This is a genomic window from Pseudomonas extremaustralis (assembly GCF_900102035.1).
In the GTDB taxonomy this organism is placed as follows: domain Bacteria; phylum Pseudomonadota; class Gammaproteobacteria; order Pseudomonadales; family Pseudomonadaceae; genus Aquipseudomonas; species Aquipseudomonas extremaustralis.
On record NZ_LT629689.1, the window covers coordinates 5624331 to 5649494 of the forward strand.

Genomic DNA, 25164 nt, shown 5'->3' on the forward strand with positions numbered 1-25164 from the left:
TCAGATTCCTGGATGTTTTTCGCCCGGTAGAAAGCCGGTTCCGTGCCCTTCTTTGTAGTTTTCGGGCTTCACCTTGATTATTAATTTGTTTTTCTCAGCCTTTTTCCAACTCAAATCATTTGGTTTGAGCTCTATATGGTAGTGCTCGCCGTGATGTCTCGGTACGAATAGGCCTGCATCGCCTGGATGGCTCTCAAACCTTATTCGGGTATCACTATTGGGGCTCCACTCCATTCGTTGAGTATCATGTTTTGTCTTAGATACTTTGGGGGGCACTCCTAAAACGTTGGTTAAGTCATTTGGGTCTTTTGGGAAGTGGGTGTGGGCATCGGGTTGGGCTGGCACACCTTCATTAACCTGGTGTTGTAGTGTTGGCTCCTCAACAGAAATTGATGGTTTACACCCGCCCCCTCCGGGGCAGTTATTCAACCCCAGCGGATCCACCCACCCCGTAGGATTGGGCACGTACTGGTACGCGTTGATCCCACCCGCCAACCTCACCGGATCCGGCGTCAGGTAGCGACCGATGTCCGGATTGTAGTAGCGATGGCGGTTGTAGTGCAGTCCGCTTTCTTGATCGAAGTATTGGCCCTGGAAGCGCAGGGGGTTGTCGATTTTTCCGCTGTCGAGGCGGGCGATTTCGCCGTAGGCGCGGTAGTGGGCGGACCAGACGATGTCGCCGTCGGCGGCGGTGAGTTCCTGTGGGGTGCCGAGGTGGTCGAGTTGGTAGTGGTAGGGCGTTGTTTTGTCTGGACCAAAGCCTTCCAGCAGTGCCAGCGGGCGGAAACTGTCCGGTTCGTAGAGATAGCTGCGATGGCGATCTGCATGGTGTTCGGCGATGAGTTTGTCGCCTTGCCAGAAAAACTCCGTCGTTACCTCATCAACGGTCTTGCTGATGCGCCGCCCGAACGGGTCGTAGCGATAACTGGCGGTTTGGCCATTGGGCTGGGTAATGCCGATCAGCCGGTGCTGACAGTCATAACGGTATTCGGTGACTAACGCATGCCCACGTCCGCGCCGCTCGCGGATCAGGTTGCCGAAGGCGTCGTAGTCGTAGGAGCGATCGCCCTGGCTCGTCAGGCGGTTGCCGGCGACGATGTCGGGGCCGGGGCGGTTTTGCATCAGCAGGTTGCCGGCCGGGTCGTGGGCAAAACGTTCCTGGACGTCTTGGGAGTGGTCGGCACGGGTCAGGCGGTTGAGTGGGTCGTAGTGGTAGCGGTGTTCGCCCTTGCGGGTGTCGAGCAGGCGGGTGAGGTTGCCGGATTGGTCGTAGTCGTATTGGCGTTGGTAGTGAGGGTGGGCTTGTTGGGTGACGGTGTGGGCGCGCAGGCGTTGCTGGTCGTCGTAGTGATAGTGGCTGAGCAGTTGGCCCTGCTGGCGTTGATGCTCCTGGCCAGCTTTGAATAGATGAGAGGTCAGCAGGGCGCCATTCAGTTCGACGGTGGCGAGGTGGCCGCCTTTACCGTGGTTGAACACCAAACGGTTGTTGTCCGGCAGGCGCAGGTGTTGAAGCTGGCCGCAGGCGTCGTAGCCATAGCGTAAGGTGCCCCAGCCTTGGTGTTCGGCGGTAAGGCGGTTTTGGCGGTCGTATTCGTAGGCCAGCGCCCAGTGGCCGTCGTCGACGCTGAGGAGGTTGCCCTGGCGGTCGTAGGCATAGTCCACAGTGCTGCCATCGGGCAGGGTTTTTCTTACGAGGCGGCCGGCGTGATCGCGCTCGTAGCGGGTAACCAGCTGACTGCCGTCGTCGCCGTGTTCGGTCTTTTCCTGCAGGTTGCCATTGAGGTCGTAGGCATAGGCGGTGCGCTGGCCGTCAAAGCCGGTTTCCTGCTGGATCAGGCCGTTGGGGTGGTAGTCGAGTGTGTAGGTCTCGCCGACTTCGTTTTCGATCTCGGTCAGCAATAACCGGACGTTGTCATAGCGATACTTGACCTGGGTGCCATCGGCATTGATGCGGCGGCTGATCAGGTGCAGGCCGTCGGCGTATTCGTAGCGGGTGACGTGGCCGCGTTCATCGCGTTCGGCGCTGATTTTTCCGTAGGGGTTGTAGCTGTATTCGCGCTCGGCGCCGCCTGGCAACACGACGCGAATCAGCCGACCGACGCTGTCCCACTGATACCCGGTCAGCGCACCATGCTCATCCTCGCGCGCCACTTGCCGGCCAAGCTCGTCATAGCGATAACGCTTGATCCCGCCATTGGGCAACTGCTCCTCAAGCAATTGCCCGCGTTCATTCCACACCAGCCGATGGCAACTGTGATCCGGGTACCACACCCCCACCAGTTGCCCATATCTGTTGTAGCTGTAGTCGGTAATGTGGCCATCGGGATCGGTCCTGCGCGTGACGTCGCCCTGGTCATTGCGCTCGTACTTCCAGACCGCTTCACCACGCCGCACAACCCGTACGAAACCGTTGTCATGCTCGTAGGTCGTCGGCTCGTCGTCCCCCGGAAACAGCGCCACCAAGCGTCCAGCTTCGTCGTATTGATAGGCCGTCACCGCCCCGAGCGGGTCCTGCTCAACCGTCAGCCGGCCTTTATCGTCGTAGGATTTGAAGTGCGTGGCGCCATCTGGATCGATGCGCTGCACCAGCCGCGCACGTTGATCGTGGACATACACTTCCTGGCTGCCATCGGCGTTGTGCAGCGTGACGCGACCGTTGTCGTCCCAGGCATAACGCGTGTCCATTTGCGAAAAACTGGCCCAATGCCGGACACATCTGGCCGCCTTGCCAGCGTGTTCCCACGCCCAGAAGAAACTCGCCCCACCGGCCAGCCCGCGTTCGAGAATGACGTGCTGCTCGTCGTACCGATAAACCTCGCGTTCACCAACGGCATTGGTCGCCGAGATCAGTCGGCCCGCTTCGTCGTAGGTGTAGGAAACGACGTTTTGTTCAGTCACCCACTCGAACGGTTCAGGCCCCTTGGCGCGCTGAATCTGGTAGTCCACGGCCACGATACGGCCCGTCGCGTAGCGCAAGCACAGCGAGCGGCCCACACCGTTATCCAGTCGTTCGATGCGCCCCAGGGCATCCCGGAAAATCCGCAGTCGGTTGTCATACGCGTCGCTGATCGCCGTCAGCACGCCGTCGCGAAAGTGGAAGAAGCGTGAAGCCTGCGCCAGCACCAGTTCATCCGGCGAAGCGCCCAGATAGATCGCCGCTTCGGCCAGGCTGTTGGTGATTGCCGGTCGAGAGTCGGACGGCAACGGAAACGCCGTAGTCCGATTCTCATGGTCGGTCCACACCACCGAATCGCCCGACACAGACAGCCGCTGTGCCAGCGCGTGACTCCAGCCAAAGCCCAAGCCGCAATCCACGTCCACCGCACTGGTGCGGTACACACGCGTCCACTCGAACGGCAAGATCCCGTCTAGCGCCCCATCGGTCAGGGTCAGCAGTTCCTCGCCGGTGACCATCGACACCGGGCAGCCGTGGGTGACGGTCTTGTCCGACGCCGCCACCGCATCGCCGTTGGGATTTTTCGCCGAGGTCGGCGCGTCATCCACATGCTCTTTCCGCTTCAGTACCGCGTTCTGCCGTGCCCGCCAGCGCATCTGCAGCGTGCCTCGCTTCACCCCGCCAACAACGCCGCGAATCGCCACCGCCTTGTAGCGATTCACCGCCTGCATAAATCTGGTCAGAATCTCCAACATGCCCTTAACAAAGCCAACCGAGGCTTCCAGAATGCGCGCGCCATACCTGACCACCCGCATACTCAGGAATGCCACACCTGCCGCCGGCAGGGCGATGGTCAACACCGCACCAATCACCAGATCAATCAGCAGCGACACTACAAACCCTGCCGCAGTCTCGGCGATCTGGCCGGGCGGCAATGCGTCCAGCCACACCATCGCCGTGCGCATCAACAGGAACAGCGCCGCCTCGTCGCTGGCGAGCAACATCGCCTGTTCCATAACCTTGGGCGCGTCGGTAGCGATTTGCGCCAACCTGGCCGCCTGATCGCCGAGCTGTTCGATGTGCTTCAACGGGTCTTCAAGGATTGTCTGTACCTGCTTGATGCTGTCCCATACGTCCATGATCGCGGCCCAGCTGCCCGCCAGTCCGCCGCTGCCAATCGCGCTGGCTGTGGCCAACTCCCAATGAGGTTTGAAACCTGCCCATTGCAAGCGAAGCCACTGCTCCAGATCCGCTGTCAGCCCGGAGTAGGAGGCAAATAGCGCGTCCACTTGCTGCGCCGAAACACCGCCCTGCACCCGCACCTGATAGCGGTCACCGGCGGTGCAGTGGTGCGAGCCCTTGCCGTGTTCATCGAGCATGACCACGGTGGCGCTGCCATCATCCAGCCCGATCACTTCAACCGGGATGTCGCCGATCGGCACGTCATACACCGACTCGAAGGTGCTCTCGATCGTCAGCTTGCCGCCCAACGAACACACGGCAACACTGCCGATAAAGTCTGGGTCGCTCATGCTCACCGTAGTCTGCGAATCCCCCACCCGCAGCACACGATCCATCCCCAGCAGCGACGGCATATCCGCCGCATCGCTCACAGAATCCAGCGCACGCACATACCACGCCCTCATCTGCTGGCGATACATCGTCAGGCTCTGATGAAAGCCATCCAGCTCATGTTCGATAAGGGCAATGTGGGAAGTGTTGGTCATCCGTGACGTCTCGGCTGCGGGCAAGGCGTCCGAGTCTGCCGCAGCAAAAAACGCTTGGATGAACGGTTTTGAAAATCAGAATGGGCTTACGAAGAGCGCATCATAGTCAGCGCAAAGTCACGGCTGAGGGCTACTTCAAATGGCGATTTTGCTCATTGACGAACACTGGCCTTGTGCTTCTTTGAGTTGGGTTTCAAGCGCAATCAGCCCCGTCTGCATCCTCTGCAATGCGGCAATTTGCGTGGATAGATCTCGTTTCTTACTGGCAATAGCCTGTTCCGCCCGCTCCCAAGGCAATCCATCGCCTTGGTGGTCTCCAAGGATCTCCTGCAACTCCTTAAGCTTGAAACCCAACTGCTGCGCGCACTTGATCAACATCAGCCGCTCAACGCTCTGTTGCGAATAAACCCGGTATTGTCCCTGGCGCTGGGGCATGGGCAACAGACCGATGGCTTCATAGTGACGAATCGCCTTGACGGTCGTGCCCGATAGTCGTGCGGCTGTGCCGATGTACATGAAAACTCCCTTTCTCAACGAGTGCGCCTGCCTGTTTCAGCCATGTGCTGCGCTGCGCCGGTGTCGACCCCAGTACCGGCCCGAACAGCAGGGTCTTGATCGGCTGGATGCCACAAAACGCCAGGGTGGTCTTGCGCATCTGATGGATGCCCGGCATGCGATAGAACCAGCGGTAATACCACGGCGGCGTGTCCAGGGTCACTAACAAGTGTGCCGTTCGGCCTTGCAGCAGTTTGTCGGGGAAAGCCTTGCCAGCGCGGTATTTAAAGGCAAAACCAGGTAGGAAAATACGGTCGATAAACCCCTTCAGCAACGCCGGAATACCTCCCCACCAGATCGGGAAAACGAAGGTCAGGTGGGTGGCCCAGAGAATGTCCGACTGCGCGCTGAGCAGATCGGGCTCAAGCGGCTGGATCTGCTGGTAGCCGTCGTGAAGGATGGGGTCGAACGTCAAGTCACCCAAGCGTAGGACGCGCACCTCATGGCCGGCGATTTTTGCGGCGTGGGTGTAGGTGTCAGCGAGGGTCGAACAGAGGCTGGCGTTGGACGGATGGCCGAGGATCACCAGAATGCGTTGGGTCATGGGGCGGGCGCCTGAAGAATGGGGCTTTCAGGGTAGGGTGTGCCGTATAGGGGAGAGTCAAGATATGTCTGAAACAACGAAAGCCTGCTTTTAAGGGCAGGCTTATTGCGAATCTTGGCTGGCTTACTTCTGATGAGCCGTCAGCGCCGCGTAACCATTCATCAAGTTGCGATAGTTGGGAATGCGCTGGGACAACAGATTGCCCAGGCCTTCGATATCGTTGCGCCAGTCGCGGTGCAGCTCACACGCCACCGAGAACCAGTTCATCATCTGCGCACCGGCCTGGGTCATCCGGTTCCACGCCGCCTGCTGCACCGTAGTATTGAAGGTGCCTGATGCATCGGTCACCACGAACACATCAAAGCCTTCTGCCAGTGCCGACAAGGTCGGGAACGCCACGCACACATCCGTCACTACACCGGCAATGATGATCTGCTTACGCCCGGTTGCCTTGATCGCCTTGACGAAGTCTTCGTTGTCCCACGCGTTGATCTGGCCAGGGCGAGCGATGTATGGCGCGTCCGGGAACATCTCTTTCAGCTCTGGCACCAGCGGGCCATTGGGGCCTTGTTCGAAGCTGGTGGTGAGGATGGTCGGCAGATTGAAGAACTTGGCCAGGTCCGCCAGGGCCAGCACGTTGTTCTTGAACTCGTTGGGCGAGAAGTCCTGCACCAGGGAAATCAGGCCGGTCTGGTGGTCGACCAGCAGGACTACGGCATCGTCTTTGTTCAAGCGGTTGTAGGTTGGCGTGCTCATGGTTGAATCCTTTTTGTTTGGTTGGGTTGGGCGTTGCGTTCAACGTGGGCACAGATTAATGGGTGGGCTGCGGGTGATAAATCGGCTGGCGCGTGTCTTACCGTCAACTCAAGGGTGACAATGTAGGCATGGTTTTTTTTGTCCGCTCGGTGGACCAAAAAGACCATTCAATTGTGTAGTGCCAGCAGGCCCCATCCCTTTCATTGGCGGGACGTTTCCGAGAGAATCCCAACCGCATTGCGCCAGCGGGAATGCGTGACTAGGCTGCGGATCGTCACTGCACATTCAGTGATCGGGTTTAGTCGCCCGAATCCCGCTAGGCGTATACGCCATCCCAAAGACAGGTGTCTCTCACCTGCACTTTATGGTGGCTGTGCGCAGGGCACCTTTGGGTGCGCCGGTGCCTAGCGGCCGGTCGACTAACCTGCGTACAGCCGCCACCTCTACTCGTTTAGTCGCGAAAGGACGGTGGTAATCACTTACTGCTAGGAGTTTTGCTATGGATAACGTTGTTTCGAATTCGCCGTCATCGGCTGCCACGAATCCATTTACCGTCAATGAAGAACTCAGCTTCGAGGATGGCTGGGTGCGTGTGGCGGAGTTGCTGCAGTGCGCGGTGGCGACGTCGCAAGTGCTTGGGGAGCCGCAAGATGTGCCACAGAGAGCGGTGATGCATTTGGTGAAGATGGCAAAGATGGTTGCGGATCGGGCGGTGGAATGCTTGCAGCCTGAATAACGCGAGCGGAGAGGCGGGCAGGGCGGGATGCGGCCCGCTGATATTATTCTTACATGCATTAAAAAGCCGGCTTGTGGTTAGCTTTTTGTCGATATAGGTATTTGAAAATCAAGAACTTATCGTTTTTATAAATCTTTCAGCTCCCCCATTTGTTCCCCCACTTTTTACGATTTTTACCTGATTTTTTTCCGGTTAAAGACCGGCTTTTTTAGCAGGATTTGCTCCGTATTTTCTTTCCGTTTTTGCATTGAACTGTCATCGGAAAAATATCGGGTACTTTGAGTTATTCAGTGCCTATCCGTTTCTTCGAATCGTACGGATTTATGCTTGGAGGCTACAGCAGCTGAAACAAGACCCTTGTGCAGACTGTTTCCAGCCTGCACAAAAAAGCTGACATCCCCTAGCAGGTAGCCATCTCAGGCCTGAAACTACTGGAGGTAAGGCGTTTGAGCGCAATGTCAAGCGCCTGATCGTCGAACAGCTTGCTTTTGCGAGCGGCAGCACCGGCTCCGCCATCCCAATGCCTCAACGATTCGCGTATGGCAGGAACAGTCGGGGAAACCCCTCCCTGGCTCAGCAACCAATCAACCGTTGCCAATAACTCCATGCCAAAGGGCGACTCAAAGCCATCGATCAGCTCAACGGTGCGTTCCAACGCTTGGGAATACTCCTTGGCTTCTGTTTTGAGATAGGTTTGCAGAAAGGATTTACGTTCTTCGTCAAACCAGATCACATCACTGATCCCTGCATCACTGATGCGTTTGTCGCAATGCAGATAGCTACCATCAAGATTATTGAGCAGATGCTCCAATCGATTGGCATACGGACCGTATTTATGAGCTACAAACTTAAGGTTCAAAGGGTTCTCGGTGTCCGGCAGCTTTTCTATGGCGCGCTCCAGGAACCAGGCCAGCTTCTGAATCTCAAGCAGGCTGCATTCCATACCTAAAACCCAATAGCGTCGAACCAATTCGGCAATGAGCGCGCGAGCAGGCGTGAGCTTTTCCACTCCGCTACGTTTGGCGACATTCAGATACTGGCTGGAAGGTTCGAACACTAAGACATCCACATCCAGATCACTCAACACAGCAATAATCTGTTCGCGGACTTCAGGCCATTTCAAGCCACCGTTACCGGCGCCCAGCGGTGGGACGGCCACAGACTTGACCTGATTTTCAATCAAAAAACGGCGCAGATCATGCAGGCCTTCCGTCACCCAAGCCATCTGCGAAGGTGATCGCCAGTGACGTTTGGTAGGGAAGTTTACGATCCAGCGGGGGCCTTCCAGTTCGTTGACTGCAGTTACGTGAACTTTGCCTGTCTCCACTTCGCCAGCCTTGCAGGCAGCTGAGTACAGACGGTAATTCTCCGCGAAGCGCTCTTTGAACATCAGCGCGATACCTTTACCCATCACGCCAACGGTATTCACCGTGTTGACGAGGGCTTCGGTCTTGGCTTCCAGAAGGTTACCTTGGGTAAATCTGATCATTGGAAATACCATCCCGGACGCGCATGAACAGACAACGTCAGACCTCTAGCGGCCACGTCCTGCTCTATGCGTTCTTTCATTGCATCGGTGTAGCACATGATGCCAAGGAGTCCTGTAATCGGTAGGTGATGGTGAATCAGCGCTTCGGCCTGATAACGCTCCATCTTTCGAGGGTCATCAGGATCACGTTTGAAGTCGCGCCGTTGAAGGATAGGCCAATCGATCTCGCCGAGACTCGCCAGATCACTGTAATAGTTTGTCCAATCCGGGTAGGCATGTGCGTTTGTGAAGACGAACGGTAGGCCAAGCTGTTCGACGCGGTACAGGCTGGAGACCAGAATTACGATCTCGTCGTTGCTGCGCTGCTGGACACTCCACCCAGAATGAATGTTTTTCATCATCACAGAGAAGGGAGTGAAATAGAAGGGTACGTAGTCGGCCAGTACCCCCTCCGGTGCTATCGGGACGTGCCGGGATCGGCGCTTGTCGATCAAGTCAGCGTTGCCAATGTTCACGTACTGCGGTGCCTGCACGTCCGAATTTGCGCAGTGCAGACCGTTGTCCAAAATCCAAGGCAGGTTATCGCGATGGACGATACGCCAAATCAGAGCCTTCTCTGGATTCAGTCTGCTGTAGTTCATTTATAAGAACATTCCGGAATTCACACTGATTGGGACCTTGAGATTGGCCTCGTGCATTTTAGCCACACAAAGCTGCTCGACCTCATTGGTTGGGACATAAATCCTGGAAAAATCTTTGGGAAGCACCACGGAGGGGGAGAGACATTCAGCCATGCAAACGCTTTTGCACTCGGAATCCTGATAATTCCGAGTGTTCATGAGCTCCCAGTCTATGGTTTCGAAACCTTCGTGATAGTCGAGTAGCTCGATCGCATCATTAGCAAGGGGATGACGAGGGATGATCTTCCAATGGTTTTGCCTGGCAAGAGACCATCGACCCGACTCCAAGTCAAACTCATCCCAGCATGCGAATCGGACCATATGCGAACGGGCACCGGTCAGGATCAGCAGCTGAGCCGCGACTGATACGTGGCTGGAATCCTTGTGCAAGGCCTCCATCAGCTTTGGCAGGTCCTGCCATTTCAATGCCGGGTGATGCTGACGTTTGCGCGCTTTCTTTTTTTCATGGCGGCTGAGGAGGTTTTCCAGATGGCCGCGCCAGCGAGCCGGATTCTCGCCATTCCTGAGGCCGCGGGCTCTGGCGGCATCGAGGATCTGTTCGATTTGCCCACGAACTTCATCCGCTGTCCGCGTCTTGGTTGACCAGAGTGGCTGCAGAACTTTGATCAAATGCTTGGTATCGATTTGATCGGCTGACAGCTTCCCGAGTGTCGGGAACGCATAGAGCTCGAGTTTCCTCAGCCAGCCCTTGCGCCATTTCTCCGACCAGCTCGATCCATGAGCATCCCGATAGTCGTTGGCTAATTTTTCGAAGGGGATCAGCTGCGCGAGCTCCCGGCGTTCAGCTTCGCGTTGGGCGGCTTGCTAGGCCTGTCGCTTGGCGAGTGGGTCAGTGCCGCTGAGGATCTGGGATTTATTTTCGTAGGCCGCTGCACGCGCTTTTTTGAGGTCGAACTGAGGGTAGCCACCTAACCCCATTTCGCGCCGCTTGCCATTGAGTTGGAAGCGCACACCCAAAATTTCCGGCCTGAGTCTTTGATAACCAACCGTAGTCCACCGCCGTCTTCGTAGGTGCCTGGGTCGGTCAAATTTTCGACTTGTTTAGCGGTGAGCTTGCTCATTTTTTGCTCCTCAGTTCCCCCACCGGTTCCCCCACTTAGTCGTGGAACGCGGAGGATCAAAGCAGAAGTCACAGGAACAAAAGTAGGCTGAAACCCTTGATCTAGCAAAGTTCTCGCGATTTTCAGTAGACAAGGGTGGCTTTCAAAAAGACATTAAAAAGCCGGCTTGTGGGCGGCTTTTTATGTTTGTTAAGTTATTAATTTGTATAGTATTTTTATTTTTTATTTTGTTTGTCCCCTCATCTGTCCCCCCATGCCTGCGACGCGTGACATTGAATGCTCAAGCTTTGGCTCGTGGTCGCAAACGGACATAGGCTTCTCTCGGTCAGATGAGCCTGGATGCAGCTTCAATGATCTCTGCCATACGCTTTAGGCAAAAATCGGCCAAGAGCACCGTTCAAGGGTAGTTGCTTAAACGGCTGCTTGGGTTTTTTCAAGTTCCAGCCCAGGATGATAGTGGTGGTCAAAAAAACAGTCACCACTTGATTGAAGTACCCTGCACCTTGATGAAGAGGCGGCATACTATCGACTATGGCTATGGCTATGGCTATGGCTATGGCTATGGCTATGGCTATGGCTATGGCTATGGCTCTGGCTCTGGCTCTGTCGCTAGAGCACTGACCGCCGTTAACCTTTGAGGAGTCACTGTGGCACGCATTCGCCGACTGAAAATCAGCAACTTCAGGTCTATCCAAGCGCTGGATTGGGTGCCTTCCCCCGGCATTAACTGCCTCATAGGCCCTGGCGACAGCGGAAAATCCACCATCCTCGACGCGATTGACCTCTGCCTTGGCGCTCGCCGAAGCAGCTCATTCGGCGATATGGATTTCTTCGCTCTGAACGTCGAAGTGCCCATCACCATCAGCGTGACGCTTGGCGATCTCCCTACATCGCTGATGGACATTGACCTGTACGGCGACTTCCTGCGTGGATTCAATCCCGAAACGGGAGCGGTCGAAGATGAACCGCGGGTGGGTATTGAGACTGTCATCACATTGCTTCTGCAGGTTGGTGCCGATTTGGAGCCTTCTTGGACGCTTTTCTCTGAGCGCGCGGAACTGCAGCAGCTTGAGCGCACCCTTCCCTGGAAAGAGCGAGCGGCAATAGCTCCCGCCCGCATTGGTAGCTTTGCGAGTTCGAACCTGTCATGGAGTCGTGGTTCGGTGCTCAATCGACTTACTGATGAACGAGCGGAGCTTGGTGCCGAACTAGCGCGCGCCGCCAGGCAGGCAAGAGCGAACTTTGGCAATCAAGCGGCCTCACATCTAATCCAGACGCTTGAGGTCGTGCAGCAGACAGCGCAGCATCTCGGCGTTTCGGTCGGGGCGATGCCACTGGCACTCCTTGATGCACACTCTGTGTCGATTGGCGAGGGGGCCATCGCGTTGCACAGCGAGACAGGCATTCCGCTACGCTCCCTTGGTACGGGTTCGTCACGCCTGCTAGTGGCTGGGCTTCAGAGGGCTGCGGCCAGCGCCGCGCCAATTGCTCTAGTCGATGAGGTGGAATATGGACTCGAACCTCATCGGCTAATGCGTTTCCTAGATTCTCTCGGCGCGAAGGACGCTGTAGCTCCGCTGCAGGTCTTCATGACGACGCATTCGCCGGTCGCGCTTCGCGAGCTGTCCGGCAGCCAGCTGTTCGTTGTTCGATCAGGGCCTGAACGCCACAGCGTTATGACGGCAGGGGGAGCCAATGAAGTACAGAGCACTCTTCGGACCGACCCGGAGGCGTTCCTCGCCAAATCCATCATCGTCTGCGAGGGGGCTAGTGAGGTAGGTTTCGCGCGTGGCCTTGACCAATGGTGGGTCAGCCTTGGGGCCACCTCGTTTCTGGCTCATGGAGGTGCTTACGTGAACGCTGGCGGGGGAAGTCCTGATAATAGCCTTATCCGCGGAACCGCACTTCGGAACCTAGGCTATCGCGTGTTGGTTTTTGTGGACGCCGACAAGCCGTCTACCGCAGGACTTGCGGAAGCATTCTTGGCCGCAGGTGGGCAAATTCTTACCTGGCGTCCGGGTCTTACTTTGGAGGATGAGATCTTCCGCCATCTCAGTGACCAAGCACTTGATGCCCTTCTGGCGAAAGCCGAAGCGATAGTGGGTGTCGAACTGATGAACGAGCATATTCAGACTAGGTCCCAAGGGCGCGTGACGCTGAACGACATCCAGGGTGAAAGACTCGTGGATGGCTACTCACCCGCGAAGCGAGAGCTACTGGGTACCGCATCCCGTATCCGCAACAGCGGGTGGTTCAAGTCGTTGACAACCTACCAGGAAGTCGCGAGGGACATCGTTGGCCCGTCTCTGCAGACGGCCGAAGCGGGCTTCATGGCCGTCACGAACCAGCTCTGGACGTTCACAAGTGCCCCTTGAAATCGACATCTTCGCCATCGAGCGTGGCTCAATAACAGCCCCCGCAGGTTGTGGGAAGACGCAGCTGATTGCTGACACGCTCATCGCGCATACGCAGAGCAAGCCCATCCTTGTCCTAACGCACACGAACGCTGGTGTTGCGGCTTTGCGCGCACGCCTGAGACGTGCAGGCGTTCCTAGCTCCGCGTATCGGGTCTCCACCATCGACGGGTTCTCGATGCGTCTCATCGCCAGGTTCCCGGCGCGAAGCGGCCACAACCCGCAAATCTTGGAGCTCCATCAGCCCAACGCGGACTACCCTGCAATTCGAGAGGCCGCCGGGCAGTTGTTGCACGCTGGCCACCTTGCCCAGCCTCTCCGTGCCAGCTACGCACGGTTGCTTGTCGACGAGTACCAAGACTGCAATGTCGTCCAGCATGCCATCGTGTCAGGTTTGGCCCAGGTGCTTCCGACCTGCGTGCTTGGTGACCCCATGCAAGCCATCTTCGGTTTCCGTGGCAATCGACTGGTGCATTGGGCGAACGAAGTTCAGCCCCAATTCCCGGCGGCGGGTGAACTGAGGATTCCGTGGCGCTGGCGACTGGCCGGTGCTGAAAACCTTGGGCAGTGGTTACTCGCCATCCGGCAACAACTTCAGGCTGGCCAGCCGGTGGACCTACGCACGGCTCCGGCAGAAGTACGTTGGGCTCAGCTGAACGCTGGAACCGAAGTCCAGCAGCGCCTAGTGGCCGCGAGAACTGAGGCCCCCAACGCTCAGGGCAGCGTCCTCATCATCGGGGACGCTATGAACGTGCAAGGCCGCCATCAGCTCACGAGCCAGACACCAGGGGCCATGGCCGTCGAAGCTGTCGACCTACGAGATCTAGTCAACTTCGCAAGGCAGTTCGACCTGCAAGGCGTCAATCCTCTGGCTCAGCTCGCCGAATTCGCTTCAAACGTGATGACCGGGGTTGGTGCCGCAAACCTACGAACGCGTGTCGAGTCTCTTCGTGGAGGACGGGCCCGAACGCCTCCGACCCCGGCTGAGGCCGAGGCCGTTGCATTCGTCGCGGAGCCAACGCTTGACAGAGCGCATCGTGTGCTCAATGCCCTCGCTGACCAGCCTGACTCACGCGTGTTCCGACCAGAAGTCCTGCACTGCTGTCGCTCTGCCATGCAAGCAGTGGCAGGAGGGGCATCCGACTTTCTGACTGCAGCGATTCAAGCTCGCGAACGCAATCGACATCTTGGTCGACCGATTGCACGACGTTCGGTTGGCAGCACTTTACTTCTCAAGGGCCTGGAGGCGGACGTCTCGGTGGTTCTGTATCCTGAGTTGATGACAGCCCAAAACCTTTATGTCGCCCTCACACGGGGCGCAAGGCAAGTAGTTGTGTGCTCTCCCACGGCCATACTCACGCCGGTGCGAAACGGCTGAGTTGTCTCGTGATCAGGGCGTAATTGGCAGGAGACTGGTATGCGTTGCTTAAGCTTGGTCGGGTTCCATGGATGGTCAACGTTGATTAGCACGCCCAGCGTCTGCAGGTGCAGTCCCTCACAGGCTGCATCGGTGGCGACCATTAGCCGAAGCTTACGATCTGGCACGATGCGCTTGAGGGTTTCACGGTCGATGAACGCGAGGTGCACGACTGGATACTGGCAAGAATTGAAGAGCGCGGCCTAGCAGAGAGCTCTTCAGCCCGATCTGGTCGTCTGAATGTGGCCAGCTAAAAATTAATCACTGCGCCATGACCGGCCTGTAGCTGGTCATGGCGTTTATGCCGCTTTGGGAAAGCCTGTCTTCTCAGCTAACTCCCCCAAAAGGTGGTTTGGAAAATCTCTTGGTAGGCTTGGGAATGTTGCTCCTCATCTCCCCGTCTGGCCGTGAGGAGCCATCTGAGACGGTGCTGCTTCTAGTTATATAGTTATTAACTATCGATACATAAAATTCAATAGGCAGTATGATCCAGCTACACAGCACCTACTGCTCAGACTAGCGATACGTCTTCGGTTAAAAAGTACACAGAGCACGTACCTGATATGCGAACAACCAATCAGGTACACCACCATGACCAAGCGCAACACCTACACCTACCTTTCCCAGTCCGACATCGCCATTCAGATTGAACGACTCGTCCAGGCCATCGAGCAGCATGACAGCCCAGCCTTTCGGTTCAGGCAAACCCGCACAGGTTATGAGCGAGTTGAGGAGACCAGGCTCTCCAGATACTTCACTCACATCCGGCAGATGATGGATCTGTTCGATGACCGAGTTGAATACCGCTACAGCGAGCACCTGCGAGCGTTTTGGGAAGCATGCCAGGACATTGGACTGGAGCGTCATCCTGATGGTCCTGTCTGCTTGAATGAAAGGGGTACGGCTTGGCTCGACCACCACCACAGCATGAACGTCTTGGTTGCTCGGATCCGTCAGTTGACTCGTGAGCGATGGTATCTCCGCAGGAAGGATGACCTCCGCCTCCAGGCTAAGAAGCAGGAGGGAAGCGTCACCGATTACGTTGATGCTGTGCTTGATCGTTACTCTCGCACCACAATAGTCAGGGTCAATCTGTACTACCTCTCGGAAGCGCAGGCAAGGTTACGTGTCGAGCATGTATTCGACGACCTGGATCGGCTGATTGCTGAGCGTGAGCGCAATCCGATCTTCGACCTTGAGACTGGTTACATCTGCAGTGTTGAACAGGGTGAAGACCGGGGATACCACATCCATGCGGCTTTCTTCTTCAACGGTAATGAAGTGCGCGGAGACATCTATAAAGCCAAGCAGATTGGTGAGCTGTGGGAGCGGATTACGCGGGGGCAGGGCTACTTCAATAGCTGCAATCACGACAAGGAAAAGTACGGAGACAAGTGTGGTATCGGCATGATCCTGCGGAGCGATCGAACGATTCGGCGCAATGTTCATAAAACGGTGCGTTACCTGGTCAAGGACGCTCAGCAATTACGGTTGAAGCCGCTCCGTGGCAAGTGCCTGCGCAAAGGATTGCGACGGTAGCTATCTACCTGAAATCTTTACAAGTCGCAGCCCTCGTGCTGGTTCTCAGCTCCCTGACCGGTTAAGGTTCTGCCATCAGCAACACCACCACCGCAAGGAGGCTCCGGGGCGATCATCGCCTGACAAACCTCCCTGCGTTCACCCGTTTAAAGGATTCCTGCGTGAACCAGCAACAGCAAAATCTCGCCGATTTCATCTGGAACGTGGCCGATGTGCTACGTGGCGATTTCAGGCAGTCCGAGTTCGGTCGCATCATCCTGCCTTTTACTGTGCTGCGTCGTCTGGAGTGCGTGCTGGAACCTACCCGCGACAAGGTGCGCAGCCAGTTTCTGGCAATGCACGCCAGCGGCGTGGATATGGATTTGATTCTGCCTACCACCGCCGGGGCTACCTTCTATAACGTCTCGCAGTTTGCTTTGGAAAGCGTCGGCTCCACCAGCACCCGCGCCAATCTGGAAAATTACATCGCCAAATTTTCGGCCAATGCCCATCAGGTATTTCAGCACTTCAATTTTGCTGATTGGCTTAGCCGACTGGAAACCGCCAACCTGCTGTACCTATTGACGCAGAAGTTCGCTAGCATCGATTTGCATCCCAGCGTTATCAGCAACCACGAAATGGGTCTGGTGTTCGAGCATCTGATCCGAAAGTTCGCTGAGTCCGCCAACGACACCGCCGGAGAGTTCTTCACCCCGCGTGACGTGGTGCGTCTTGCAACTACGTTGATCTTCGCACCCGACCATCAGGCGCTGAATGGCGAAGGCGTGGTGCGCACCGTGTATGACTGCGCTGCTGGTACGGGCGGCTTCCTCTCCTCAGCCATCGAGCAGGTGGCTGAGTGGAACCCCAATGCCCGCCTGGTGCCTTACGCTCAGGAATTGAACCCGGAAACCTACGCCATCTCGGTGGCGGACAAGTTGATTCAGGGTTATGACACCAAGAACATCAAGCTAGGTAACACCCTTTCCAGCGACCTGTTGCCCCATGAGCAGTTCGACTACTGCCTGGCTAACCCGCCGTTCGGCGTGAAGTGGGAGAAGGTGCAGAAGCAGGTGCAGGACGAGCAGGCCAGTCTTGGTTTCGCCGGGCGCTTCGGTGCCGGCCTGCCACGAGTGGGCGATGGCTCACTGCTGTTCCTTATGCACCTACTGTCCAAGCGCAAGCCGGCAGAGCAGGGTGGCACACGGATCGGTATCGTCTTGTCCGGCTCTCCGCTGTTCAATGGCGGTGCGGGCTCCGGCGAATCGGAGATCCGTCGCTGGATTCTGGAGAATGACTGGCTGGAGGCGATCATCGCCCTGCCCAACGACCTGTTCTACAACACAGGCATCGGCACCTATATCTGGGTGCTGTCCAACCATAAGGAAGCCGCGCGCAAAGGCCAGGTGCAACTGATCGACGCCACCGCCATGCACGCGCCCATGCGTAAAAGCCTGGGCAGCAAGCGTAAGTTTCTCGCTGAGGAGCAGATCGCAGAAATTGCCAAGCTGCATGAGGCCGGTAAGAACGGTTCGAACAGCAAGGTGTTTGCCACCACCGACTTCGGCTACCGGCGCATCACCGTCGAGCGCCCGCTGCGCCTGCGCTTCTCGGTCACGCCGGACAAGCTCGCCGCTTACCAGGCCACCAAGGGTGCCGATCAGGTTGAAGAGTTCGCTAACGTTTCCGGCAGCTTCGATAACTTGCCGGCCTTCCTCAACGCCGCTGGCATCAAGAAACTCAGCAAAGGCGCGCTGAAAGCCGCATTGGCCTGCTTCGGCGAGCGTGCTGCCGAAGCCCAACCGGTACTGGACGACAAAGGCAATATGCAGGCGGACAGCGACCTACGCGAGTTCGAGAACGTGCCGCTCAACCAGTCCATCGACGAATACTTCGCCCGTGAAGTGCTGCCGCACGTGTCGGATGCCTGGATCGATACCGGCAAGCTTGATGCGAAGGACGGCCAGGTCGGCATCGTCGGCTACGAGATCAACTTCAACCGCTACTTCTACGTCTACCAGCCACCGCGTGCGCTGGCTGAGATCGATGCCGACTTGAAGGCAGTGGAGGCGGAGATTGCCGCGCTGCTGGGTGAGGTGACGGCGTGAGTCATTACAAGCCGTACCCGGTGTACAAGGATTCCGGGGTGGAGTGGTTGGGGCAGGTGCCGGGGCATTGGGCTGTCTCGCCACTCAAGTACGTCGTGACTTTCCGTAGCGGAGGCACTCCCAGCAAAGACAAGCAGGAATTTTGGGATGGCGATATCCCTTGGGCCTCGGCCAAAGACCTCAAAAAGGAACAGCTTGAGGACACGCAAGATCATCTGACAGAGCTGGCGGTTACATCTGGTGCTGCATCTCTGGTTCCTGCAGGAAGCGTTTTGGTTGTGGTCAGGGGAATGATTCTGGCGCGGATATTTCCGGTGGCTGAAGCCATGGTGCCGATGGCAATCAATCAAGATTTGAAGGCTCTGCATGCGTCGTCGAAGCTGGATGGGAGATTTCTGGCTCATTTGCTCAGAGGCTTGGCAGATGAGTCGCTGTGCCGTCTTGAGGAGGCCGGGCATGGAACAAAGGCTCTCCGTATGGAGGCATGGACATCCATGCAGCTCACAATTCCACCCAGCGAGGAGCAATGCGCAATTCTTTCCCACCTCGATCGCGAAACCGTCCGCATCGACGCGTTGGTGGAGAAGAAAGCCCGCTTTATCGAACTGCTGCGCGAAAAGCGCCAGGCGCTGATCACCCATGCCGTCACGAAGGGTTTCGATCCGAATGTGAAGATGAAAGACTCCGGCGTAGAGTGGCTGGGAGAGGTGCCTGAGCATTGGGCCGTCTGCAAGCTGAGTTTCCGATACTCAGTTGAGCTAGGGAAAATGCTCGACGAGAAAAAGCTCACCAAGACTAGCCTGGTTCCTTACCTTAGAAATCAGGATGTGCAATGGGGGGCCATCAATATCCAAAATCTTCCTGAAATGGATATTCATCCGGCGGAGATTGAACGTTATACCGTCATGGATGGGGATTTGATGGTCTGCGAAGGTGGGGATGTAGGGCGTGCAGCTATCTGGAGGGGTGAAAGCTCTGTTTTCGGCTACCAGAAAGCTCTACATCGTTTGCGTCCGCGCTTACAAAACACGGATACGGCAGAATTTTTCTTCTTTTCACTTCTTACCGCAAAAAAGCGCGGGGTTTTTGAGGAATCGGATTCCAAGGCAACTATTGCGCATCTGCCAGCTGAGAAGTTTCGCCAATACCGGTTTGCTTTTCCGCCAAAGCGTGAGCAGCGAGAAATTGCAGATCATGTTCGCATTGAGTCCGATAGCCTTGATGTTTTGCTAACTAAAACCGCGCGCAGCATTGCTCTACTCAAAGAACGCCGCTCCGCCCTAATCACGGCCGCCGTCACCGGCCAAATCGACCTGCGGGAGGCCACATGAACCCAGGCCGCAGCATCCGTTTGTTTCTGGTGGACGGTACGCCCAATGGACTTCTTACTGCCGAGATCATGAACTGGACCGGCCATGTTCTCACCGGCCCGCGCAGCAAGCTGGCCGAGCTGGTGCAGCGTCCCGAGTGCGGGCGAACCGGCGTGTATTTTCTGGTCGGCCCCGACCCGGATAACAATCTGCGCTCCAAGGTGTATATCGGCGAGTCGGATGACGTGGCCAAGCGCCTCAAACAGCACAACCGCCCGGAGGCCTCCGAGGGTACGGCGGGCGGCAAAGACTTCTGGGAAAAGGTTTGTCTGGTCACCAGCAAGGACCAGAACTTGACCAAGACCCATGTGAAGTATCTGGAAAGCCTGCTGATCAGCATCGCTAACCAAGTCGGCCGCTGCGAGCTGCTTAATGGCACTGCGCATGATTATGGCAGTCTGCCGGAGTCCGACCGCGCTGATATGGCCTTCTTCCTAGAGCAGATCCGTACCGTGCTGCCGGTGCTGGGCTTCGACTTTCTGCGTGAGCTGACCAAGCCTTCCGCTGCCGTCAGTACCAGCCCGGCCATTCCAGTCAGCCACTCGCCGCGCTTCAATCTGGAGGTGCCGCGTTACAGCATCAGCGCGCAAGGGCAGGAAATCGACGGCGAGTTCTTTGTGCTCAAGGGCTCTAAGGCCCGCGCCGAGTGGGTGGGTACCGAGCGTGGCTACCAGGGATTATTCAAGCAACTGGTCGGCGAAGGCGTCATGGTCGCACAAGGCAGCAATAACCTGGTGTTTAGCGACGACTATGCCTTCAGCAGCCCCAGCGCTGCCGCCGCCGTGGTGTGTGGCCGTTCCGCCAATGGGCGCACCTCCTGGGTGGTTGAGGGCACGGGGCAAACCTACGCAGCCTGGCAGGATCAGCAGTTAAACAGCGTTACCCCCGAACCGGAGGCAGAATGAGCAAGCCAGACACTTTTCTGTGCAGCTCAGCGAGTCAGTTGTCGGGCACCCATAATTTTAGGAGGGCGTCATGACCTTGGAACGTAATGCCGATTACCTGATCAGCTTGGTCAGGGAGCTGTGTAAGCTCCCGGCCGAAACCCCGTGGCTGGAGTTCAAACACAACAACGCCGATCCACAGGAAATTGGTGAGTACCTAGCTGCTTTATCCAATGCGGCAGCTCTGGACGGCAAGAGCAATGCCTATCTGGTCTGGGGTGTGAGTGACAAGACCCATGAGATTGTCGGTACTACTTTCAAACCGCACAGCGCGAAGAAAGGTAACGAGGAGCTCGAAAGCTGGCTGCTGCGACTGCTGAGTCCTCGGCTGCATTTTCGTTTTCATGCCTTCGAAGTCGACGGCAAACCTTTGGTTTTGTTGGAAATCCCCAGCGCACACAGTAAGCCGACGACCTTTGAGGGGCGTGAGCTAATCCGGATTGGCTCGAACAAGAAACCGTTGAAAGACTTCCCTGAACAAGAGCGTGCGCTCTGGCGAGTATTCGACCGAACCCCCTTCGAGGAGCTGTCGGCGGCAAGCAATCTGGATGCTTCTGAGGCTTTGGCCTTACTTGATTACCCTGCTTATTTCCAATTGCTGGGGCTTCCACTGCCTACGGATCAGAGCGGTATTCTCAGCCGTCTGCAAGAAGATGGCATGCTGCGTTGTGATGCGGCCAAGCGCTGGGAGATCACCAACCTCGGCGCGATTTTGTTTGCCCGTGAGTTGCAGAAATTCAAAGGGCTAGCGCGCAAGGCGGTGCGGCTGATTGTTTATGAAGGCAAGGGGCGTCTGAAAACCGTACGTGAGCAGCAGGGGCACAAGGGCTATGCCAGCGGTTTCGAGGGGTTGATTGATTTTCTCAGTGCACTGCTACCTCGAAATGAGGTAATTGGAAAGGCCCTGCGCAAGGATGTGCCGATGTACCCGGACTTGGCAGTGCGTGAGCTGATTGCCAATGCCCTGATCCATCAGGATTTCTCTGTGTCGGGTGCAGGCCCTATGGTGGAGATTTTTGATGACCGCCTTGAGATCACCAATCCCGGTGAGCCTCTGGTCGATGTTGATCGTTTTCTCGATAGTCCGCCTCGCTCACGCAATGAGGCGCTGGCCTCTTTTATGCGACGCGTCGGCATCTGTGAAGAACGGGGTAGCGGCGTGGACAAGGTGGTTTCCGATACGGAACTCTATCAATTACCACCGCCGCGCTGGGAGCGCCCTGATGGCTCTCTACGGGTCGTACTGTTCGCTCACCGAGCACTCAAGGACATGGACAAGCAGGAGCGGGTATATGCCTGCTATCTGCATGCTTGCCTGCGTTATGTGCTGCGTGACCCGATGACTAATACGACGCTGCGTGAACGCTTTGGAATCGATGCCAAAAACAGTGCGATGGCATCGCGGATTATTCGGGACGCAAAAGAGGTACAGGTTATCAAGCCCTATGAAGAGGGACAGTCCAACAAAAACTCACGCTATCTGCCCTACTGGGCTTGAGTGGCGTTGTATTTGACGGGTATTTGATTCGTCGTCTGTTGGGCGGCATATTTTCAAGGCTAAAGCCTCTAAATCATTACGCTTGCGGCGTTAGCCTGATGTTTTTTGTATTTGATGGGTATTTGACTGGTGGCTCAGCTTGTCGGCACCGAGCATTAGACGAACTCAAGACCAACTTTAGACAAACTGCCTCTCTCAGATAGGGGCGGGCCAGACGAAGGATCGCCCCATGAGCCACATCCACCACGAATGCGAACTCGAACGCCATATCGTCGAGCAACTGGCTGCTGCTGGTTGGTTGGTCGGCAAGTCCGCCGACTATGACGCGGCGCGGGCGCTGTTCCCTGATGATGTGCTCGGTTGGCTGGAGGAAAGCCAGCCGCAGGCCATGGCCAAGTTGCATGCCATGAACGGTACTGGCACTCGCGATGTGGTGCTGGATCGGCTGGTTAAACAACTGGAAAACAAGGTCGATGGCGGAACGGTGAATGTGCTGCGTTACGGCTTCGCCGTGGCCGGTGGCGGCACCTTAGCCATGAGCCAGGGGTTACCGGAGGATGATCGCAACGAGACGGTGATTCAGCGCTATGCGAGCAACCGCCTGCGCGTGGTACCGCAGCTGCGTTTCTCGTTGGACAAGACCGACGAGATCGACCTGGCCTTCTTTATCAATGGTATTCCCGTGGCTACGGTGGAGCTTAAGACCGACTTCACCCAGTCGGTGCAGGCTGCCATGCAGCAGTACCGGATGGACCGCAAGCCGGAGCGCAAGAGTGGCGGGTTTGAACCGCTGCTGACCTTCAAGCGTGGTGCAGTGGTGCACTTCGCCATGAGCGACAGCGATATCCGCATGACCACCAAACTGGCCGGGGATTCGACTTTCTTTCTGCCGTTTAACCGGGGAAACGATGGCGCGGCGGGTAATCCACCCGGCGACAATGACAGCTACCCGGTGAGCTACCTTTGGAAGCGGGTGCTGCAGAAGGATAATTGGCTGCACATCTTCCATCGCTACGTGCTTCAGGAGCGCAAGGAAGCCCAGGATTTGAACGGCAAGACCTACTTCAAGGAAGGTTTGATTTTCCCGCGCTTCCATCAGTGGGAAGGCGTAACCAAGATGATCGACGCGGTGCGCATCGAGGGTGCCGGGCAGCCTTATCTGATCCAACACAGCGCTGGCTCGGGCAAGACCAATACCATTGCCTGGACGGCGCATTCGTTGATCCGCGTGCGTCGCCCGGATGGCGAGCCGTATTTCCATAGCGTGATCGTGGTCACTGACCGCCAGGTGCTGGATCAGCAGTTGCAGGATGCCATCCAGCAGATCGAGCACCAGGCAGGGGTGGTGTGCGCCATCGACCGTCAGCAATCCAGCCTCCCCAAGAGCCAGCAGTTGGCCAAGGCAATGCTAGACGGCGTGCCGATCATCGTCTGTACCCTGCAGACTTTTCCCTATGCACAGAAGGCCATTCTAGGTGAAACCAGCCTGCGTGACCGTCGTTTCGCCATCATTATCGACGAGGCGCACAGCTCCACTGGCGGCAGTACCGCCGATGACCTGCGCTATGTGCTGACCGGGCAGAGTGAGGACGAGTGGGACAGACTGAGCAAAGAGGAGCGTTTATCGGTATGGCAGTCATCGCGTAGCCGACCGGGCAATGCCAGCTACTTTGCCTTTACCGCCACGCCCAAGCATTCGACTCTAAGTTTGTTTGGCCGCCCGCGAAATGCGGCGCAGCCGGTGAACCAGGAAAATCCTCCGGCACCGTTTCACCTTTACACCATGCAGCAGGCCATCGAGGAAGGCTTTATCCTTGATGTGCTGAAGAACTACACCGGCTATAACGTGGCGTTCAAAATCGGCAGCGAGTTTGTCGACGACAAACGTGTGGACGAGAAGAGTGCCCGGCGCAAGCTGGCCAAGTGGCTGTCACTGAATCCGGTGAACGTGGGGCAGAAGGTCGAGCTGATCGTCGAGCACTTCCGCAAGAACGTTGCACACTTGCTCGGTGGTCAGGCCAAGGCCATGGTGGTGACCAGCTCGCGTGCCGCTGCGGTGAAGTACCACTTGGCGCTGCTGGACTACTGCCAGCGCAAGGGCTACGACAACGTGCAGGCGATGGTGGCGTTCTCCGGTGAGGTGCCCAATAGCGATGTGCAGGAAACCGGCCTGCCTGCGGATCACCAGTTCAGCGAGACCAACTTAAACCCCGGCCTCAATGGCCGCGATATGCGAAAGGTGTTCGACACCCCGGATTACCGGGTGATGATCGTTGCCAACAAGTACCAGACCGGCTTCGACCAACCCAAGCTGGTGGCAATGTACCTGGACAAAAAAATCTCGGGTGTGGAGGCAGTGCAGACGCTGTCGCGGTTGAATCGAACCTTCCCCGGCAAGGACAAGACCTACGTCATCGACTTTGCTAACGAGGCAGAAGAGATCCTGGCAGCGTTCAAGACCTTCTACCGTGATGCTCAAGTGGCAGATATTCAGGACCCGAACATTGTCTACGACATCAAGCAGCGCTTGGATGGCATGTTCATCTATGAAGCCGCTGAGGTCGAGGCGTTTGGCGAAGCCATCGTGAATCGCAATGTCACTCACCAGAAGCTTTATTCGCTGACTCAATCAGCCACCGACCGTTTCAATGGCAAGCTAAAGACCCTCAACGATGGCATCGACCAGTGGGAAAAGGCCTGGGAGGCCGCTCACGACAACGGTGACGAAAAGGGGATGGAGTACTCCGACGTACAACGGGCGGAGTACTGCATGGGTCGTGATGAATTGATGATCTTCAGCGAGAGCCTGACCAAGTTCGTCCGCACCTATGAGTACATTGCTCAACTGGTGGAGTTCGGCGACCCTGCGCTGGAAGCTTTCGCCAGCTACGCTCGGCTGCTGCGTAAACGCTTGAAGGGCGTCAGCGCCGAACAGGTGGATCTGGATGATCTCAAACTCAGCCACTACAAGATCAAAAAAGGAGAGGGGCTGGCAGGGCTTTCAGCCGTGGGTGAGGCACCTGAGCTATATGGCATCACCGATAACGGCTTGCGCGACGCCCGCGACCGGGAGAAAAAATACCTCACCGAGCTGATCGAAAAGCTCAATAACGCTTTCGGCAAAGACATCACCGATACAGATCAAGTGGCATTCGCGGTGCATGTGTCCGAAAAGCTGCGTGGCGATACCGTGGTCATGGCTCAGGTGCAGAACAACACCATGGACCAGGCGATGAAGGCTGACCTGCCGAGCAAAGCCATCCAGGCCATTGCCAGTGCAATGAGCAGTCACACTAGCATGGCGACCAAGCTGCTGAGCGACGAATCCACGCGAGATGTGTTCCTGACGGTCGTGTATGAGCTGCTGAAGAAGGATGCGGGAATAGAGTTGTTGAGCTCGACTAGAACGAGCATTTAACCAAAAAAGTTA

Annotated in this window: 19 protein-coding genes and 1 pseudogene; 10 read left to right on the plus strand and 10 right to left on the minus strand. The window is 56.8% G+C overall.

The window, feature by feature from the left end; all coding sequences use genetic code 11:
- From BLR63_RS25985 to ycaC, 4 genes are all read right to left on the minus strand, one after another.
- Complete coding sequence (locus tag BLR63_RS25985; protein WP_083365974.1) at positions 1–4623, minus strand: RHS repeat-associated core domain-containing protein; 4623 nt, start codon at positions 4621–4623, stop codon at positions 1–3.
- A gap of 135 nt (positions 4624–4758) precedes the next feature.
- On the minus strand, positions 4759–5139 hold the full coding sequence (locus BLR63_RS25990; RefSeq protein ID WP_042946270.1) for a MerR family transcriptional regulator: 381 nt from the start codon (positions 5137–5139) through the stop codon (positions 4759–4761).
- On the minus strand, positions 5078–5722 hold the full coding sequence (locus tag BLR63_RS25995; RefSeq protein ID WP_010562346.1) for an NAD(P)H-dependent oxidoreductase: 645 nt from the start codon (positions 5720–5722) through the stop codon (positions 5078–5080). Before BLR63_RS25995 ends, BLR63_RS25990 begins: the two co-directional genes overlap by 62 nt.
- 123 nt (positions 5723–5845) lie before the next feature.
- Positions 5846–6478: an isochorismate family cysteine hydrolase YcaC gene (gene ycaC, locus BLR63_RS26000; RefSeq protein WP_010562347.1), complete on the minus strand. Its 633-nt coding sequence runs from the start codon at positions 6476–6478 to the stop codon at positions 5846–5848.
- A gap of 499 nt (positions 6479–6977) precedes the next feature.
- On the opposite strand from ycaC, the gene BLR63_RS26005 reads away from it, so the two are divergent.
- Positions 6978–7214: a hypothetical protein gene (locus BLR63_RS26005; protein WP_010562348.1), complete on the plus strand. Its 237-nt coding sequence runs from the start codon at positions 6978–6980 to the stop codon at positions 7212–7214.
- A 400-nt stretch (positions 7215–7614) separates the two neighbouring features.
- Here BLR63_RS26005 and darG read toward each other — a convergent pair whose 3' ends face one another.
- The 5 genes from darG to BLR63_RS32225 are packed head-to-tail and all read right to left on the minus strand — an operon-like array spanning position 7615 to position 10465.
- Positions 7615–8703, minus strand: a complete 1089-nt coding sequence (darG, locus tag BLR63_RS26010; protein WP_010562349.1) for a type II toxin-antitoxin system antitoxin DNA ADP-ribosyl glycohydrolase DarG — start codon at positions 8701–8703, stop codon at positions 7615–7617.
- A complete protein-coding gene (darT, locus tag BLR63_RS26015) occupies positions 8700–9344 on the minus strand; it encodes a type II toxin-antitoxin system toxin DNA ADP-ribosyl transferase DarT (protein WP_010562350.1) in 645 nt (214 codons plus the stop codon). Before darT ends, darG begins: the two co-directional genes overlap by 4 nt.
- The gene (locus tag BLR63_RS32215; RefSeq protein WP_373419524.1) at positions 9345–10166 is read right to left on the minus strand and encodes a DarT ssDNA thymidine ADP-ribosyltransferase family protein; all 822 of its coding nucleotides are present in this window, start codon (positions 10164–10166) and stop codon (positions 9345–9347) included.
- Between the two features lie 42 nt (positions 10167–10208).
- Positions 10209–10322, minus strand: coding sequence for an integrase arm-type DNA-binding domain-containing protein (locus BLR63_RS32220; protein WP_308700945.1), 114 nt, complete (start codon positions 10320–10322; stop codon positions 10209–10211).
- Positions 10313–10465 carry a DUF4102 domain-containing protein gene (locus tag BLR63_RS32225; protein ID WP_205884626.1) on the minus strand — a complete coding sequence of 51 codons (153 nt, stop codon included), beginning with the start codon at positions 10463–10465 and terminating at the stop codon, positions 10313–10315. Before BLR63_RS32225 ends, BLR63_RS32220 begins: the two co-directional genes overlap by 10 nt.
- Before the next feature lie 647 nt (positions 10466–11112).
- On the opposite strand from BLR63_RS32225, the gene BLR63_RS26025 reads away from it, so the two are divergent.
- Entirely contained in the window at positions 11113–12840 is a 1728-nt protein-coding gene (locus tag BLR63_RS26025) for an ATP-dependent nuclease (RefSeq protein WP_010562353.1), read from the plus strand.
- Positions 12830–14257: a UvrD-helicase domain-containing protein gene (locus BLR63_RS26030; protein ID WP_010562354.1), complete on the plus strand. Its 1428-nt coding sequence runs from the start codon at positions 12830–12832 to the stop codon at positions 14255–14257. The genes BLR63_RS26025 and BLR63_RS26030 overlap by 11 nt, the downstream gene beginning before the upstream one ends.
- Here the strand turns inward: BLR63_RS26030 and BLR63_RS31995 are convergent.
- Positions 14176–14400, minus strand: a complete 225-nt coding sequence (locus BLR63_RS31995; protein ID WP_231998196.1) for a helicase-related protein — start codon at positions 14398–14400, stop codon at positions 14176–14178. The two genes, BLR63_RS26030 and BLR63_RS31995, sit on opposite strands and share 82 nt — an antisense overlap.
- Positions 14401–14451: 51 nt before the next feature.
- Between BLR63_RS31995 and BLR63_RS32000 the strand changes: the two are divergent.
- The 7 genes and pseudogenes from BLR63_RS32000 to BLR63_RS26065 all read left to right on the plus strand — a co-directional run.
- A pseudogene (locus BLR63_RS32000) lies at positions 14452–14550 on the plus strand (AlpA family transcriptional regulator); the annotation flags it as partial.
- A 337-nt stretch (positions 14551–14887) separates the two neighbouring features.
- A complete protein-coding gene (locus BLR63_RS26040) occupies positions 14888–15835 on the plus strand; it encodes a YagK/YfjJ domain-containing protein (protein WP_010562355.1) in 948 nt (315 codons plus the stop codon).
- A gap of 161 nt (positions 15836–15996) precedes the next feature.
- Entirely contained in the window at positions 15997–17922 is a 1926-nt protein-coding gene (locus BLR63_RS26045) for a type I restriction-modification system subunit M (RefSeq protein ID WP_010562356.1), read from the plus strand.
- Positions 17919–19253 carry a restriction endonuclease subunit S gene (locus tag BLR63_RS26050; protein WP_130926027.1) on the plus strand — a complete coding sequence of 445 codons (1335 nt, stop codon included), beginning with the start codon at positions 17919–17921 and terminating at the stop codon, positions 19251–19253. The genes BLR63_RS26045 and BLR63_RS26050 overlap by 4 nt, the downstream gene beginning before the upstream one ends.
- Positions 19250–20197, plus strand: coding sequence for a GIY-YIG nuclease family protein (locus tag BLR63_RS26055; RefSeq protein ID WP_010562358.1), 948 nt, complete (start codon positions 19250–19252; stop codon positions 20195–20197). The genes BLR63_RS26050 and BLR63_RS26055 overlap by 4 nt, the downstream gene beginning before the upstream one ends.
- A gap of 70 nt (positions 20198–20267) precedes the next feature.
- Positions 20268–21734 carry an ATP-binding protein gene (locus BLR63_RS26060; protein WP_010562359.1) on the plus strand — a complete coding sequence of 489 codons (1467 nt, stop codon included), beginning with the start codon at positions 20268–20270 and terminating at the stop codon, positions 21732–21734.
- Positions 21735–21963: 229 nt separating this feature from the next.
- Entirely contained in the window at positions 21964–25152 is a 3189-nt protein-coding gene (locus tag BLR63_RS26065) for a type I restriction endonuclease subunit R (protein WP_010562360.1), read from the plus strand.
- The last annotated feature ends 12 nt before the right edge of the window (positions 25153–25164 follow it).

Coding starts and splice junctions, on each gene's coding strand:
- BLR63_RS26040 (WP_010562355.1), top strand. CDS start 14,888: ATGACCAAGCGCAACACCTACACCTACCTTTCCCAGTCCGACATCGCC.
- BLR63_RS26005 (WP_010562348.1), top strand. CDS start 6,978: ATGGATAACGTTGTTTCGAATTCGCCGTCATCGGCTGCCACGAATCCA.
- BLR63_RS26065 (WP_010562360.1), top strand. CDS start 21,964: ATGAGCCACATCCACCACGAATGCGAACTCGAACGCCATATCGTCGAG.
- BLR63_RS31995 (WP_231998196.1), bottom strand. CDS start 14,400: ATGGTCGCCACCGATGCAGCCTGTGAGGGACTGCACCTGCAGACGCTG.
- BLR63_RS26060 (WP_010562359.1), top strand. CDS start 20,268: ATGACCTTGGAACGTAATGCCGATTACCTGATCAGCTTGGTCAGGGAG.
- darG (WP_010562349.1), bottom strand. CDS start 8,703: ATGATCAGATTTACCCAAGGTAACCTTCTGGAAGCCAAGACCGAAGCC.
- BLR63_RS25985 (WP_083365974.1), bottom strand. CDS start 4,623: ATGACCAACACTTCCCACATTGCCCTTATCGAACATGAGCTGGATGGC.
- ycaC (WP_010562347.1), bottom strand. CDS start 6,478: ATGAGCACGCCAACCTACAACCGCTTGAACAAAGACGATGCCGTAGTC.
- darT (WP_010562350.1), bottom strand. CDS start 9,344: ATGAACTACAGCAGACTGAATCCAGAGAAGGCTCTGATTTGGCGTATC.
- BLR63_RS25990 (WP_042946270.1), bottom strand. CDS start 5,139: ATGTACATCGGCACAGCCGCACGACTATCGGGCACGACCGTCAAGGCG.
- BLR63_RS26055 (WP_010562358.1), top strand. CDS start 19,250: ATGAACCCAGGCCGCAGCATCCGTTTGTTTCTGGTGGACGGTACGCCC.
- BLR63_RS32220 (WP_308700945.1), bottom strand. CDS start 10,322: ATGGGGTTAGGTGGCTACCCTCAGTTCGACCTCAAAAAAGCGCGTGCA.
- BLR63_RS25995 (WP_010562346.1), bottom strand. CDS start 5,722: ATGACCCAACGCATTCTGGTGATCCTCGGCCATCCGTCCAACGCCAGC.
- BLR63_RS32225 (WP_205884626.1), bottom strand. CDS start 10,465: ATGAGCAAGCTCACCGCTAAACAAGTCGAAAATTTGACCGACCCAGGC.